General features: G+C 44.5%; 11 protein-coding genes and 1 tRNA gene. 11 read left to right on the top strand and 1 reads right to left on the bottom strand.

Annotated features, from left to right (window positions below):
- The first annotated feature begins 81 nt into the window (after positions 1–81).
- Positions 82–1,215 (top strand): DUF1512 domain-containing protein, encoded by a 1,134-nt coding sequence (locus NWF01_11470; protein MCW4025633.1) that lies wholly within the window; start codon positions 82–84, stop codon positions 1,213–1,215.
- 11 nt (positions 1,216–1,226) lie between these two features.
- Positions 1,227–1,640, top strand: a complete 414-nt coding sequence (locus tag NWF01_11465) for a hydrogenase maturation nickel metallochaperone HypA (GenBank protein MCW4025632.1) — start codon at positions 1,227–1,229, stop codon at positions 1,638–1,640.
- On the opposite strand, the gene map is transcribed toward NWF01_11465, so the two are convergent.
- The gene (gene map / locus NWF01_11460; protein MCW4025631.1) at positions 1,637–2,539 is read right to left on the bottom strand and encodes a type II methionyl aminopeptidase; all 903 of its coding nucleotides are present in this window, start codon (positions 2,537–2,539) and stop codon (positions 1,637–1,639) included. The two genes, NWF01_11465 and map, sit on opposite strands and share 4 nt — an antisense overlap.
- A gap of 334 nt (positions 2,540–2,873) precedes the next feature.
- Between map and NWF01_11455 the strand changes: the two genes are divergently transcribed.
- From NWF01_11455 to NWF01_11415, 9 genes are all read left to right on the top strand, one after another.
- A tRNA-Gln gene (locus NWF01_11455) sits at positions 2,874–2,949 on the top strand.
- Between the two features lie 123 nt (positions 2,950–3,072).
- Positions 3,073–3,366 (top strand): helix-turn-helix domain-containing protein, encoded by a 294-nt coding sequence (locus NWF01_11450; GenBank protein MCW4025630.1) that lies wholly within the window; start codon positions 3,073–3,075, stop codon positions 3,364–3,366.
- 31 nt (positions 3,367–3,397) lie between these two features.
- Positions 3,398–3,664 carry a hypothetical protein gene (locus NWF01_11445; GenBank protein ID MCW4025629.1) on the top strand — a complete coding sequence of 89 codons (267 nt, stop codon included), beginning with the start codon at positions 3,398–3,400 and terminating at the stop codon, positions 3,662–3,664.
- 84 nt (positions 3,665–3,748) lie between these two features.
- Complete coding sequence (locus tag NWF01_11440; protein ID MCW4025628.1) at positions 3,749–4,597, top strand: MBL fold metallo-hydrolase; 849 nt, start codon at positions 3,749–3,751, stop codon at positions 4,595–4,597.
- 144 nt (positions 4,598–4,741) lie between these two features.
- Positions 4,742–9,013 (top strand): hypothetical protein, encoded by a 4,272-nt coding sequence (locus NWF01_11435; protein ID MCW4025627.1) that lies wholly within the window; start codon positions 4,742–4,744, stop codon positions 9,011–9,013.
- A gap of 259 nt (positions 9,014–9,272) precedes the next feature.
- On the top strand, positions 9,273–11,489 hold the full coding sequence (locus NWF01_11430; protein MCW4025626.1) for an elongation factor EF-2: 2,217 nt from the start codon (positions 9,273–9,275) through the stop codon (positions 11,487–11,489).
- Between the two features lie 103 nt (positions 11,490–11,592).
- Positions 11,593–12,198, top strand: coding sequence for a flavodoxin family protein (locus NWF01_11425; protein MCW4025625.1), 606 nt, complete (start codon positions 11,593–11,595; stop codon positions 12,196–12,198).
- A complete protein-coding gene (afpA, locus tag NWF01_11420) occupies positions 12,182–12,766 on the top strand; it encodes an archaeoflavoprotein AfpA (GenBank protein MCW4025624.1) in 585 nt (194 codons plus the stop codon). Before NWF01_11425 ends, afpA begins: the two co-directional genes overlap by 17 nt.
- Positions 12,767–12,937: 171 nt before the next feature.
- Complete coding sequence (locus NWF01_11415) at positions 12,938–13,783, top strand: DUF996 domain-containing protein (GenBank protein ID MCW4025623.1); 846 nt, start codon at positions 12,938–12,940, stop codon at positions 13,781–13,783.
- Positions 13,784–13,833 lie beyond the last annotated feature (50 nt).

Below are 13,833 nucleotides of genomic sequence, written 5' to 3'. Positions count from 1 at the left end.
TTAACCTTGAAATCTCGAGCAATTTGGAATAGCTTTATAAATTTGTGATGTTGTTTTTGGAACAAACAGGAAGAAATGAACATGTTGGCACAACCAATTTACACTAATCAGTTCTTTCCATCAAATGGCGGAGATTTACTTTCACAGATAGTAAGCTGGGCATTCTACGGTGTCTTTATTATTTTCATATTCTACGGACAACGCATCCAAATGTACATCATGGTGCGGGAAGTAGAAAACAGCCTCAAAAAACTTAAAATCATAAAAGAAGAAGGACGCAAAACCGCCATTGAAGCCATAAAAGAAATTGGCAAGCCAACAATTGACCCGTCCGCACGTGTTGACCGTTACCTAGAATACTTCACAATCAGTCCACAAAGCATGGACCCACAAGGCATAGTCTACAAGCTAGACCATATCCTTGACATCCGAGATGAACGCTTAAAAGAAGAAGTCAGACTGATGGCTCCAGCCAGCGATGAAGTTCAAATCAACAACCTAGAAAACACGCTGGAAGCAGCCATGGCACTTAACTTCATCTTCAAAGTCGTACGCCACTACTACATCCAAGGCAAAAAGACCCTAAGCCTCTACGTAATCATGCAGCTACAAATGATCTTGCCAATGGTTATGAAAGAAGCCGAAGCATACTCAAGCGCGCTAAAAGCCTTCGCGTATGGACAACCAATCGGAGACAGCGTTGGACCCTTAATTGCCGCTAAACTGATGCGCGGTAACGAAGTCCGCAAGGTACCCAAAGACTGCGTAGTCGCATCTGTTCCACTGGAAGGACGCACCGCATTAGTCCTCAAAGCTGAAGGTCCAGGCGGAAACGTAGGCAAACCAGGCGAAGCAATCGAAACCGTCATCGAAGAAAACGAGGGCAAAATCGGCATGGTCATCATGATTGATGCTGGTTTGAAACTGGAAGGTGAAGCAGTCGGAGAAGTCTCAGAAGGCATCGGTGCAGCAATCGGTGGACCAGGCGTTGACGCCTTTAAGATTGAAGAGAAAGTCACCAAATACAAGCTCCCACTATACGCCGTCATAATCAAAGAAGACGTAGGCGACGCAGTTTCACCAATGCGCAAAGAAATCAACGATGCAGTCGACGTAGCCATTGAACGTGTCAAAGCAGTCATCAAAGAACGAACCAAAGAAGGCGACAAAGTCCTAATCGTCGGTGTGGGCAACTCCATCGGCGTTGGACAATAGGAGCCTTAGCGATGAGCAACCGTAGCAACAACCAAACTGCTGTAGCCAACAAAATCGCCACCTATCTCCTTTTGATTTGTTTGATTATTTTGTCTCTTTCTTTTGTTGCTCTTACTTTGTCGCTTAATGCGTTTTTTACCGGTGATGTTACTGTTGGTGCTTTCTTGGGTTTTACGGGTTTTGTTGCGATGGCTTTATCTATGTATTTCCTGTTTCAATCAAAGAGGACGATTAGTATGAAAATCGAAACTCCAAAAGTCATGACTACCATTGATTGTGGAAGATGCGGCAAAACAGTCCGCGAATACCAACGTGGAGACTATGTGTTCAAAGAAGGCGTTGCTTGCCCAAAATGCGGTAACAAAGAAATGATAACCGCAATCTACAAAGAAGTCAAAGAGAAAGAAAAAACCTACAATATCTAGGTTAAAACTTCACACCCATCTTCTTTAATCAGCAAGGTATGCTCTGCTTGAGCAACAGGTCTTGTACTTGCCTCAACAAGAATTCGGTACCCCATAATTGATTTTGATGATAGCAACTCCTTAAACGCAGCCGCGTGATGCTGCGCTGGAACCACGCCTATCAACCACCGCTCAGCGAAGGGTAACGTGTGAAAGTTTACTTCGATATGTTTTAGGAGTTTTTTGGAATAGGGATTTTTTGGTGCCTTAGTTTTTAGCAGCCTAAAAATTGTTGTTATGTTGCCATCTTCCACGTATGCTTCTGCATCTGGCTGGGTGACGAAGGGTTCAAGTGCATAAACCTCCCCCGTTTTCACCTTAATTGGCGTAGTGGCTGCAACATTTGGGATGCTTGTTCCCGCATGAATCAGGTATCTGCCAACAGAGTGCCCAGTCAGGTTTGAGATGGGTTTGTATCCGCGGTTTTTTATGGTGGTTTCGATGATTTGTCCGATTTTGCCCACTTGCATGTCACCATGAATGTTTTCAATTGCTGTTTTTAGGGCAAGCTCCGCGGCGGTGGTCATGCTTTTGCCTTCGGTGTTGAATGCTACGGTAAATGCAGTGTCGGTTACGTAGCCGTCAATTTGTACGCCGAGGTCAACTTTTACGGTTGTGCCTTCTGGAATGGTTGAGGTGTCGTCTGGTGGGGAAGTGTAGTGCGCTGCGATTTCGTCTATGCTTACGTTGCATGGGAAGGCTGGTTTGCCGCCTTTGTCACGTATGGTTTGTTCTACTTTTTCGCAAACCTCAATAATTGGCATGTTTTCTTTGACAAAACTGCGCATCTCTTCGCGTGTTTCCCGCAAAATCCTGCCAGATAACCTGAATTTTTCCATCTCTTCGGCGTCATAAGGCATAACGTTCACTTCACGTTTCCAACAAAGGACAACTGGTACTTATAAAAGTATAAAAGAACATCAGCAAAAACACTGTTGCTTCCATTAGTGACCTCTCTCTATCTTTTCTGCATAGGTTGGCTATTAGGAGCCTAATAGAACTGCAGCCACATCTACCCCTCTATAGAAACTGCATAGAATTTCTAATAGGAACCAAATAGAAATGTTGACGGTAGAATACTTGGAAGGCTTAGAACGTAAGCCAAAATCAGAGTCTCCAATGTCTATGTTCTGTAGTTTTGGTTGTGTGAAACGTTAAGGTTAATATGGAGAAGGCGCAATTTCTAAGAGTTGCAGCCCGGTGGTGTAGTGGCCAAGCATAGGGGCCTCTGGAGCCCTTGACAAGAGTTCGAGTCTCTTCCGGGCTACCAACATTGTTTCAAAAATCTTGTGGGGAATTGTTTTTTGGTTTAACGGGGATTATTGTTGACAAGAAAATTTAAATGTAATATTTTTGTTACATGTAATCTGTTGTTTAAATGTTAGTGGAAAACATGGCAGAGAAGTTGAAGGCTTTGGCCCATCCCATCAGGCTAAACATAGCAACTTTACTGGCCAATCAAGGAGAGGACATGTACCTGAACCAGATAGCTAACAGTTTAAAAATAAACCGGGCTTTAGCCAAGATACATCTCAAAAAACTTGAACGCGGTGGAATCGTAAAAAGCCGTGTCGTTCTAGTTGAAGGTGAAGCAAAAGCTCTAAGATACTATACTCTGGGCGATTTTGATATCCATGTTTCGCCTGAAATTCTCAGAAAACAAGGAGGTGGTAGCGATAAACGATAGAGTGCTTGTAGTTGTAAGCTGCTGGATATCTGTGGCTGTAATCGCTTCAGTATATCTTTGGGTAGCGCTAGGCGGGGGGTACCTTGGAGGCGACATATTTTTCGGGGTATTCATGCCGATTGGTTTGCTCATCTTAGTTGCTTTGATTGTAACCTTTGGATTACCCATGAATGCAGGTCTTTCTGAAAAGGAAAAATCGTTTGAAACAACCTTTTCAAACGGAATGAAAGAAATAAACCAAAAAATAGACTCACTCACAAAAGAGGTCGACACAATAAAAAAAGCAATCGAAGAATAACCTGCCCCTATTCTTCTCAATTTTTTATTCACCAATAACAAATTTTTATAGCCATCCAAACCGTTGAAGTAACCGTGTGATTGGATGAAAGCTCATATCCTAAACGTTTTCAGTGACAAAGCCCTGCCAAACAGTGGACTTAAGACTGGTTGGGGCTTATCTGTTTACATAGCCTTGGGCGGCGAGGCGGTTTTGATGGATTTAGGCTGCAAAGGCGAATGCTTACCGCACAACCTGCAAGTACTCAACCTAAACGCCGAGGACATCAGCAAAATCGTGTTTTCACACGCGCACAGTGACCACACAGGCGGATTACCTGCCTTCCTTAAAGCAAGAGCCACTCCAATCCCCATCATCGCGCACCCCAACATCCTTGAAGAAAAAGCAGCCACAATGAACAACACCCAATTCCCCGCAGGACTACCCCCAATCCCCAATGATTTAGCCGCAAAAATGCAACTTCAATTAAGCGCCAAACCAATGGAAGTCTTGCCTAACCTCTACACAACAGGGGAAATCCCACTCAGCGAACGATTAGAAAAGCAGGGGGTTGCTACTGGGGTGTTGCATAAAGTGGATGGAGCATACTGCTGGGACGCTGTGGTTGATGATTTATCCTTGGTGCTGAATGCAAAGGATGGGTTGGTTTTGATTATGGGTTGCTGTCACGCTGGAATTCTAAACGTATGCAAAAAAGCCACGACACTGTTCAAAAGAAACATATCCGCCATAATCGGCGGTACCCACATGGCAGAATATTCACTGCAAGATGTGGAGCATGTTGCACAAACCCTAAAAGACCTTTATGGGCTGCCTGAATTATATTTGTGCCATTGCACCGGCAACAAAGTAATCAGTCAGTTAAAGGAAAAATTTGGACAAGAAAAAGTCCACGATTTCCCAGCAGGCACCAAATTAAATTTTGAAGTTTGATACGGAAGATAACAAAAATCTGACCTTTCCAGCATACCTGCTAGTTAAAAGGCTATTCTTTTTTGATTTTATCCCAATCTATTTAAGGTTAATTTAAATATGCATTAACCGAGCAAGCGTTAGTTACGGTGAGGGGGCGAAAAGGTGCGTTTAGGGGAGAAAGCCAAAGATTCAGCAGTTGAACTCGTAGCGAGGCGTGCAGCCCAAGACATCTTGGCATCAATCGAAAAAATCCGAGACGGTAACGGACCAGTATCGTTTAAACAGTGGATTTTTTGTTTGATGCAAAACGCGGGAGATGTTGCTAAGGCAAGGGGCAAGCAGGGTCTTAAAATCGAGATTGAGTATGACGGCAAAGTTTTCGTGTTTAGGCACAATGCAGGCTACTTCACCTTTGACAATCTGGAAGGTCTCATTTATGGCACCAAAGTATCCTCTCATGATGCCCGTTCTGAAAGTTTAGAAGGATTCGGCAAGGACTTTTTGGCGACACATCTGGTTAGCCGTAAAGCTAAGGTGCGAGGTTTTCTGCGGGAAGGCATGGGCGTTTATTTTTTCCAGTTCTACCTTGACCGAACAGGCGAAACCGTCGAAGAAATCTCCAACTCCATACAAACCTGCTTTAGTCAGCTTGACAATATACAAGCGGTTTCTCAGGGTCAAGAATACTGGACTGAATACGCATATCTGGTGATGGATAATTTAGGTGCCAAAGCCGTCGCGGAAGGTATTCCACAGATTATTGAGAATGCACAGTTTCTGTTGGCGTTTAACCCGATTGAGGAAATTAGTGTAGGCGCACAAACCTATGTTAAAAAGAAGGTTGAAACAGCTAATGGCATAAGCAAAGTTACCCTGAATGATTCCCGTATTTACCTGATAAAATCAGATGATAAACCCCAAATCCAAGTGGGCTTACTCTGTGACGACGAAGGAGTAAGCGAAACATCAAAAGCTCAACCACTCTTTGCAAGCATGCCCCTTACTGGCGTATCTGAACTTGCAAGTTTGCCCTTCTGCATAAGCAGTCCAGCATTTGAAGCCAATTCATATGGGGATTCCTTAGAGAATACACAAAAAAACTTTGAGCTTTTAAGCAGCGGTTTTGAGTTATACGTCACGTTGCTTGAGCGTCTCTTTCAGTTCAGAGAAAGCCGCGAGTTAACCCGACTATACCGCATCATTCCATATCCATCAGCGCAAACTCAAAGTTATCTTTACCAAAACCCAATCGTCAGCCACATCAACAACCTCCAGTACCCCACCGTACAAAAAATCATCTCCAGCCTCCCACTTATCAAAACAAATGCTGGCATGAAAACAATCAACACCACAACTTTCCCCAGCCGACAACTTGACGACAAAGACATGGACGATTCAAGTTTTGATGCGTTCTGTGCTTTTTTGGTTGAAATGGGCAAAGCTGTACCTGAAAAAGCTGAGTTTGTCAATTGGGTTTCTGCTGCATCTCAGGTGCAACGGGTTTTTCCTGAGGCGGTTTCTGTTTACTCTTTTGTGGATTTACGAAACGAAATCGTTCAAGTTCTATTTTATGAAAATAGCCTGCACACATTTGATGAGTTAACCCACGAATTCCAAACAGATTCACAAACGTTGCTTTTGCACTATTTTGGGTTAATCGACACGTTTTATGCTGCGCAGCTGATTCCTGTGGATTTTGCCAAGTACCTTCTGCCCAGCCAAACAGACATCGTTGGACCCTTAAAAAGGCAAATGGCAAGCACAGGCGCCGAATTCCAACTTGTACTTGAAGACCCCCAAAACCCCATACCCTCTGACCTCAAAGACATTTACGCTAAAATCGGCAAATCCATCCGCAGCGGACTGGTACACGAGAATTTTGCTGGCTTCAAAATAATTCAAGACTACATCAAAGAAACCCTCACAGTTGACACGCTCTTAGAGCAACTATTCTCTGCTGAAACGCTTGCATTGCCCGCGCAGGTTTCCAGTTTAACTGAGGAACGGATTGTTGGCTGGGTTGAACTTTTCCACTGGTGCATCCTAAATGGTAGACTGTCGGCAGGTTTCCCAGTTGTCACAAAAAGCCTTGACGTGACCCGCATTGAGGATTTGCACATTGAAAGCTTGCTGATGCCAAACGCGGTGAATGAAAAGTTTGAGGCAATTTATCCTGAAAACAAAATCCTTAACAGCGTCTACTTAGATGTTGAGGAACCAAAGAAAACCCAACTCATTGATGTTATGCGTGGGTTTGAAGCGTTTATTTTTGAGGTTCCCCAAAAATGTCAAGAAGTAACATTGTCACCAGAGAAGCTTCGGGCAATCCTGTTTGGCAACCAAATAATCTCCGATGGCGAACACACAATCCTTTGCCCCCCAGACCAAACAGTAACCGTGTTGCCACTCTGGAATGAGGTAACCGCAAAAATCTCCCGCGACAAGGAAGCTGCAGGACTGCTTTTTGATTTTTTCACAAGCTATGTTGCTGAGAATGCAAGTTTAGAGCGGAGTGTTTTGGTTACTTGTTCGTGCGGGCAGTCTCATGAAGTATTACCTGTTGTTTGGTTGGCGAATCTGAAAACGGACGTGTGGGTTCCAATCAAAACAAGCCAAGACACGGAAAGGAACCTTTTGGTGGTTGCAAGCAGAGGTAACATTGAAGGATTAATCGGCACAGAACAATTCAACAATATGCTAACCGAGAACCGCGATTTAGCAATGAACCTGCTGCCTCATTTCGGCTTTGACCGCCTTGACTTAACCATAAAAATGCACAGTCTGCGTTGCGGCAAAAGCGAGCTTGAACTGCGCGATTACGCATCGGACTTGGTGGGATTAGCAGGTGAAGTTGAAACAGGCGAGGTTAAACAGTTAGTTGCCAAACGCAATGACCCCCCGCCACCACCTGTTATCGTCGAAAAAGTGGTTGAGGTTCCTAAAATCGTTGAAGTGGAAAAAATTGTTGAAGTTCCTGTTGAAGTAGAGAAAATCGTGGAAAAGGTGGTGGAGGTTGAAAAGGTTGTGGAGAAAATTGTTGAGGTTCCCGCTCCAGTTCCTGTTCCAGCGCCTTTGGCGGTGTCTGTTGAAATTAAACCAATCACGCCCGCAACAACTCCAACTTTGCCTTTGCCGTTAACTGTTGAGCGAGGTGTAATTGTCCCTGAAAAAACTGATGTAACCCGCGAACTGGTTGAGGTTAAAGAGGAACCTTTGGAAATCCCTGATGCATCAGCGCCTGAACCCCAAGCAGAACTTAATTTTGCTCAAGAATCTGCCTTGGAAGTTGAAGAGGTAGAGCCGAAAACTTTAGAAGTTAACGAGGAACCAGTTGCGCCCGTGAGTTTACAATTGGATGGCGGTCAAAGCGAGAACATTGAAATTCAAGAACCCTTCGTCGCCGTAGCGGAGACACCCGAACCCGCACCTGCGCTGGATACTGAACAACCCCTTTTGGAGCCCAAAGTTGAGGAGTCACCCGCCCCAATCATGGTTGAAGAGAGACAAGTTGAACCTGTTGCGCCTGCCCCAAAAATACAGCTCAGTATCCCAGAAGAAAAAGCTGAAGAAAAGACCGCTCCAACAGTTGTGGTTAAACAAGACTTACCTGAGCAGGTTCCCACGATACAGTTGAGCGCTCCAGAACCCATTGAAGTTGAGAAAGAGCCCACTCCAGCAGAGCCTGAAGAAAAACCAGCGGTGCCCGTTTCAGTAATGCATGTGAGCTTTAACCCAGAGGTGTCACCTGAGCCGAAAATAGAAACAAAACAGGAGCAGCGGGTAACTGATGGCGACTTGGTTGAGTTAAAACTTGAGCCAGAAGTGGAGCCTGAACCCGCGTATGTTTCTTATCCAGTGCCAAACATCACAGTTGATTCTCAAATCCAAGTTAGGAATCTGATTAATGAAGAAGAAGTTGACGAGCATAACGTGGTTGGCAGAAACCTCTCTTTGATTGTCAAAAAAATCATCAGGGATTCCTCTTTGAGGTTTGCGCCTGAACCTGTTTATGCCAAGAAGCAGCCGATTTTAGAAGTAACCGATTATGGCGAAATGAAAATGTTTGCGTATTCGTTGCTGGCTAAGTCAGTTGTGGCTTCTAAGATTCATTTAAGCAAGGAGCAGATTGAGCGGGCGCAGGTTCAGAAAAATAATTTTGTAATTATAGCTATTGACGATTTTACCAGCCTACAAAAACAGTTAATCCGTCCACTAGATGATGACACTATTTCAACAGAACTTGTTGAGCGTGTAATTGCGAAATCGCATGTTATAGGTGATGTGTATATAATTCTTAAAAACCAGCCTGACCAAGTTATCATTGACGCGAGTGGCTGCTGGCTTTTAGAATCGGCTTGGCGCAAAAAACCTGACATTAAACGGTGGCTTAACCAAAAATTCAATCCTGACTCAACTATCGTCATAAGGTTCTAAAACCAAACTGTTCTTCTATGACTGTTCTTTTTTCAAGTTTTGTTTTATTTTTGACAAAAAACTCAAAAATTAGGGTTAACTTGTCTAGCTACACCTGCAAAAAAGCTCCTTTTGTTTTAAAATTTTTTGCCATAAGGTTAATAGGCTACAAACTCAATTTCCCTGTAGCTTATCAATTCATGAGCGAAATAAAAATGCTACAATTAATTAAAAAACAAGCATTTCAAGTAACAAATATAATCAAAAGGAAGATTGCATAATGGCACGTTATAGACAAACAGATGAAATTGTAAAACTAATGGACAACCCCACTATCATCCGAAACACCAGCATCATCGCCCACGTAGACCACGGAAAAACCACCCTATCAGACAGCCTTCTTGCACACGCAGGTATCATCAGCACCCAAACCGCAGGACAAAAACTATTCCTTGACAGCTGGGACCTTGAACAGAAACGTCAAATGACCGTTTTCGCCTCAAACGTCAGCCTTGTCCACACATACAATAATAAAGATTACCTCATTAACCTCATCGACACACCTGGTCACATTGACTTTTCAGGTGCAGTCACAAGAAGCCTAAGAGCCGTCGACGGTGCACTCGTCGTGGTTGATGCAGTTGAAGGACCCATGACCCAAACAGAAACCGTCCTCATGCAGGCTCTACGTGAACGTGTCAAACCACTCTTGTTCATTAACAAAGTGGACAGATTAATCAAAGAAATCAAACTAACACCTCAGGAGATTCAAAAGAAATTCGCAAAGATTCTCCTCCGCGTTAACACATTAATTGAGAAATATGCTCCTCCAGAGCACAAAAAGGACTGGCAAGTTAAAATTGAAGACAGCCGTGTGGCTTTTGGTTCTGCCCTTCACAAATGGGGCTTAAACCTTGACCACATGAAGCTCAAGAAAATCAGCTTCCAAGACATTATTGATGCATACACTGGTGACCCAACAGATGTTGGTAAAAAAGTTGATGAACTCAGCAAGAAAGCACCCTTGCCAGAACCAATCCTTGACATGTTTTGCTACCACCTACCCAGTCCACTACAAGCACAACCCTATCGTCAGCCACAAATTTGGCCAGGTGAACTCGACAGTGCAGTAGGACAGGGCATGGCAAAAGTTGACCCCAAAGCACCCTTACTCATGTGCATATCCACCATTGAAGTTGACCCACACAGCGGCACTGTTGCCATCGGGCGTATCTTTAGCGGTTCAGTCACTAAAGGCAAAGAAGTCCAACTTGTCAGCGCCAATCAAAAAGGCACTATCCAGCAAGTCTTCATGAGCATGGCAACTGACCGTGTGTTTGTTGACCGTGTTCCAGCAGGAAACATTGGCGCCATTTCAGGTTTACCTGCATTGCGTGTAGGTGAAACTATTGGTGAAGCCGGAATTGAGATTCACTCCTTTGAAGGTTTACAGTACGTTTCTGACCCAGTCGTAACCGTCGCTGTTGAACCTGAAGATGTTAAAGACCTACCACTCTTTGACAAGGTCATGCACAAAATCACAACCGAAGACCCTAACCTTCACTTCACCATGAACAAAGAATCTGGCGAGTTCCTACTATCAGGTATGGGTGAGCTTCACCTTGAAATCACCGCGTACCGACTGCAAGAGGCAGGCTTAAAAGTCAAACTCAGCAAGCCAATCGTCATCTTCCGCGAAACCATCAGCCACGACTACAAGGGTCCAGCAATCATGGGTAAAAGCCCCAACAAACACAACAAACTCTGGATAACCATCGAGAAAATATCACAAGAAGTCATTGACGCAATCAAAGCAGAAAAAATCACTGACATGCAAAACAAAGATGTGCGCACAAAGGTCCTGCGTAGCCTCGGATGGGACCCAGACGATGCCAAAGGTGCAGTTGCCGTAGAAGAAAACAACATCCTCTGCAACCGCATCAAAGGACGCCAATACGTGGAAGAAATCATTGACCACATAAAATCAGGGTTCCGAGAAGCAGTTCACACTTCCCCAATGGCAAAAGAACCAGCTTACGGCTTAAAAATTAACCTCGAAGACATTACCCTGCACGAAGACCCAGTTCACAGAGGTCCAGCACAAGCAATCCCAATGACTTGGAGACCAATCTACTGCGCAATCCTCCTTAGCGACCCAATCCTACTCGAACCACTCATTAGCTTTGAATGCAAAGTCCCAAGCGACTTCGTCAGCGCCGTCATCACACTGGTTAACAAGCGCCGCGGCAAAATCAGTGACATGCCCAGCGAAGAAGACATGATTACCGTTAAAGCTGAAATGCCAGTTTCCGAATCTTTCGGTATTGCTGATGAACTCCGCAGCAGCACACAAGGCAGAGCTTTCTGGGCTACACAGTTCAGCAGGTGGGCGCCAGTTCCTGCTCAGATGCAAGCGGAAACCGTTAAGAAGATTCGTGAACGCAGAGGACTAAACCCGATTCCACCAAAGCCAGAGGAATACTTCGAAAACGAATAAGCGGTTTTTTAATCCGCTATCAACTTTTCTTTTTAAATTTTTATTTTTTGGTTTAGGTAATCTTTTTAGCTTAGCCGTGGCATTGCTTTCTTGTTGAGTCATCATGATTTTAGGAGTTTGCGGAAGCCCACGAGCGCAAGCAACAGAGCATGTCTTGCATGAAGCCCTCAAAATGCTCAATGAAAAAGGCTGCGAAACCAAATTCTGGACTGTCCGAGGAAAAAACCTCTCCGCATGCCGACACTGCGATTTTTGCCTAAAAAACAAACAATGCGCAATCAAAGACGACATGGCTGAACTCATCGAGCTCATGAAGCAGGCTAACGGCATAATCTTTGCCACACCCTCCTACAACGGCATGCTCAGTGCGCAAACAAAAATCGTCATGGACCGTTGCCGCGCGGCAGTTGCAGCGGACAAGGACTTTTTCCTTGGTAAAATCGGCATGGGCATCGCGTTGGGCGGCGACCGCGCTGGAGGACAAGAAATGGCGTTAACCCAAATTCACACTTTCCTAATCCTAAATGGGGCTATTCCTGTTAGCGGCGGCTTTTTTGGCGCGAATCTTGGCGCGACGTTTTGGACTAAGGACACGTTGGATAGTGTTAAGGCGGATGAGGAAGGGTTTAGAAGCCTCAAAAAAACAGTTAAACGATTCACAGTTTTCATTGAACGGTATGGAGAAAAAACAGATGTCAAGCCCAGTTAAAGTTAAGAAACGCAAGATTGCATGGGGCATCAGCGGTGGCGGAGACAAAATCGCTGAAGTCGTGCAGACAATGAAGGATATCAAAACCAAATACGCTGATAGTTTAGCGATTGAAGTGTTCGCGTCCAAAGCAGGCGAAACCATGCTCAAATACTACAACCTCGAAAAAACCATCAAAGAAACCTTCCCAAAATACATGGTTGAAGTCAACTCTAACACGCCTTTCCTTGCTGCGATGGTGCAAAGCCAACGCTACGGCATATTCCTCATAGCCCCCGCAAGCTCAAATACAGTGGCTAAAATCGTTAACGGCATCGGCGACACCCTACTCACTAACACCGCAATCATGGGATTAAAAGCGTTTGTGCCCCTCTACGTTATGCCCACTGATTACAAGGAAAATGTGATTTACACTAAACTCCCAAATGGCAAAGAAATGAAACTACGCGTACGTAAAGAAGAAGCTGAACAAACCCGTAAACTCGAAGCTACCGAAGACGCACATGTGTTTGAAAATCCAGAGAAGCTGCGTCAGGCTTTGGAGGATTGGTTGCAAAAACCCCAGTAACCCCCTTTTAAGGGCGGAACTGTTTTTGGTTGGAAAATGCACTATTGACCTCCCCTCTATAGTTTCTGCATAGACTTTCTATTTGGAGCCTAATAGATGGCAAATAGGTGGATGCTTTGTTTGGCATAATGCTTATCCGTTTAACGTTGCTTACTGTTGTTGGTGGTTAAAGTGACTGTTGCGTCAAATCGCATGTTAGGGATGGTTGGCTCGCTTTTGATGGTTGTAAGTGGTGCCGGGTCAGTTTTAACTGTTGCAGGCAACGCGGCCTCCGCCGTAGGCACGATTAATTGGTTAGTGTTAGGTGTTTTCGGTGGTTTACTTGGTCTTGCAGGGTTTGTTGGAATAATTCTTTTTTTGGTAAGCATGTTTGGGCTATCACGCGATTACAAAGAACACGGCATATTCAACAATATCCTATATGGCGCTATAGCCTTTATCGCAACAGCCGCAATTGTTGGAGTAATCATAGGTATCACAGCTTTACTGTTTAGTGCCTCAGAATTAAACCCTAACTTAACCCCTAACCCAGTTAGCGTAGTTTCAATTGCCGATACGCCATCTTTCACGTCTGAGTTGCTTTCAGTTTCTGAACCCGTAATTGCAGGCTTAGCAACTGTAATGTTTGCAGTGTTTTTCATACGTTCCCTAAATGTGCTTGCAGAAAAATCAGGCGTGGCCCTCTTTAAGACAACCGCCAAAGTGCTACTGGCAAGCGCAATAACCATAGCCGTAATCGACATAGTAGCTGCTATACTTGTGCTAAACACCTCCTTTTCCCAAACCAACTTCACCATCGTCACTGGGTTAGTTGGGCTGTTGCAGTATGTGGTTTGGGGTTTGCTGGCGGCTTCATTTTTCCGAATCGTACCTCCGCCACCTGAACCAGAACCCCTCTACACGCCACCCGCCCCCGCCGTAGAGGTTAAGTATTGTCATCGTTGCGGCGCACAAAACCAGCTGGCTTCACAGTACTGTATCAAGTGTGGACAAAAACTGGCAACCATTGAAGATTGACATTTTTTTCTTTAATTATGGTTTGTTTTTTGGGTTAAGCGATAGGTAAA

The organism is Candidatus Bathyarchaeota archaeon (assembly GCA_026014585.1).
Classification (GTDB): domain Archaea; phylum Thermoproteota; class Bathyarchaeia; order Bathyarchaeales; family Bathycorpusculaceae; genus Bathycorpusculum.
Note: the sequence above shows the minus strand (reverse complement) of the source record. Positions and strands in the feature narration are given on the sequence as shown.

Excerpts from the sequence above, each read along its gene's own strand:
- NWF01_11470 (MCW4025633.1), top strand. The coding sequence starts at position 82 with ATGTTGGCACAACCAATTTACACTAATCAGTTCTTTCCATCAAATGGC.
- NWF01_11465 (MCW4025632.1), top strand. The coding sequence starts at position 1,227 with ATGAGCAACCGTAGCAACAACCAAACTGCTGTAGCCAACAAAATCGCC.
- map (MCW4025631.1), bottom strand. The coding sequence starts at position 2,539 with ATGCCTTATGACGCCGAAGAGATGGAAAAATTCAGGTTATCTGGCAGG.
- NWF01_11450 (MCW4025630.1), top strand. The coding sequence starts at position 3,073 with ATGGCAGAGAAGTTGAAGGCTTTGGCCCATCCCATCAGGCTAAACATA.
- NWF01_11440 (MCW4025628.1), top strand. The coding sequence starts at position 3,749 with ATGAAAGCTCATATCCTAAACGTTTTCAGTGACAAAGCCCTGCCAAAC.
- NWF01_11430 (MCW4025626.1), top strand. The coding sequence starts at position 9,273 with ATGGCACGTTATAGACAAACAGATGAAATTGTAAAACTAATGGACAAC.
- NWF01_11425 (MCW4025625.1), top strand. The coding sequence starts at position 11,593 with ATGATTTTAGGAGTTTGCGGAAGCCCACGAGCGCAAGCAACAGAGCAT.
- afpA (MCW4025624.1), top strand. The coding sequence starts at position 12,182 with ATGTCAAGCCCAGTTAAAGTTAAGAAACGCAAGATTGCATGGGGCATC.